At 69.0% G+C, this 1356-nt stretch carries 2 protein-coding genes; one reads left to right on the top strand and one right to left on the bottom strand.

Annotation, left to right across the window (positions count from 1 at the left end):
• On the bottom strand, positions 1–274 hold a 274-nt coding region (locus Q1K33_RS17970), incomplete at its 3' end, for a MoaD/ThiS family protein (RefSeq protein ID WP_300406118.1).
• Between the two features lie 111 nt (positions 275–385).
• On the opposite strand from Q1K33_RS17970, the gene Q1K33_RS17975 reads away from it, so the two are divergent.
• Complete coding sequence (locus Q1K33_RS17975; RefSeq protein ID WP_300406119.1) at positions 386–1126, top strand: response regulator transcription factor; 741 nt, start codon at positions 386–388, stop codon at positions 1124–1126.
• Positions 1127–1356 lie beyond the last annotated feature (230 nt).

Genomic DNA, 1356 nt, shown 5'->3' on the forward strand with positions numbered 1-1356 from the left:
AGCCGCCGGCGAAGGGTGGGAGGAACTCGAGGGTGGAGCCGGGTGGGACCAGGACGTCGTCGGGGTCCTCGGAGGAGACCGGGCGGTCGCCGAGGAGGACGGAGCAGGCGTCGAGGACGGTGCGGAGCCGGCCGTCGGGGTGGGCCGCGTCGAGACGGGCCAGCACCTCGCTCAGCGTGATCGGGGCGTCGACGTCGAGGATCTCCGCGTCGGTGCCGGCGGCCGAACGAGCAGACGCCCAATAACGAATCGAGATGATTTGAGTCTCAACCATGAACATTCACTCCCTGTGTCCTCCACGTTTCGGTATTCTTCCCTGCAGATCAACTGGCCGGAGCCCACTGTCGTGTTTCGGTCTCACCCCTGTGGGAGGAGACCACCGCATATGAGCACGCTTCTGCTTCTGACCAGCGCCCTGCAGCCGTCCGCCGAGGTGCTGCCCGGACTGTCCCTGCTGGGTCACCAGGTCAAGATCCTGCCTGCCGAGGGCAGCGCCCTGCTGGAGGCCCCCGACTCCGACCTGCTGCTGGTCGACGGGCGCCAGGACCTCGCCGGCGCTCGCGACCTCTGCCGCCTGATCCGCACCACCGGCACCGACGTGCCCGTCCTGCTCATCGTCACCGAGGGTGGTCTGTCCGTGGTCAGCCACGACTGGGGCATGGACGACGTCGTGTTGCACACGTGCGGTCCCGCCGAGCTCGAGGCCCGCATCAAGCTCTCGATCGGTCGGCTCGGTGCCGCCCGCGACGCCGCCGACCCCGAGGCCCACGTCATCCGCTCCGGCGAGGTCGTGGTCGACGAGGCGACCTACACCGCCAAGATCCACGGGCGTCCGCTCGACCTGACCTTCAAGGAGTTCGAGCTGTTGAAGTTCCTGGCCCAGCACCCGGGCCGGGTCTTCAGCCGCCAGCAGCTGCTGCAGGAGGTCTGGGGCTACGACTACTTCGGCGGCACCCGCACGGTCGACGTGCACGTGCGTCGCCTGCGCGCCAAGCTCGGCCCGGAGAACGAGACGCTCATCGGCACCGTGCGCAACGTCGGCTACCGGTTCGTGCTGCCGGCCAAGGAGAAGGACTCGGCGGCCGACGCGGCTCGGTTGACCGACCGGGAGTCGCAGCGGGTCTGACCTGCCCTCGCACGCCTCAAGCATGAAGCGAGCCTCGAAGCCTGTGGGCTGACCCTCCCGGTCGGCTCACGAGGTCTCGAGGCTCGCTTGCGCTCGTACCTCAACCACCGTTGGTGCGGTGGTTGTCCCGCTCACGGGGCTTCGTCGACGCTCGCTGGCGCTCGCTGCTCAGCCTCCGTTGGTGCGGTGGTTGTCCCGCTCACGGGGCTTCGTCGACGCTCGCTGGCGCT

Source organism: Nocardioides sp. (assembly GCF_029937575.1).
Classification (GTDB): Bacteria; Actinomycetota; Actinomycetes; order Propionibacteriales; family Nocardioidaceae; genus Nocardioides.

Coding starts and splice junctions, on each gene's coding strand:
- Q1K33_RS17975 (WP_300406119.1), top strand. CDS start 386: ATGAGCACGCTTCTGCTTCTGACCAGCGCCCTGCAGCCGTCCGCCGAG.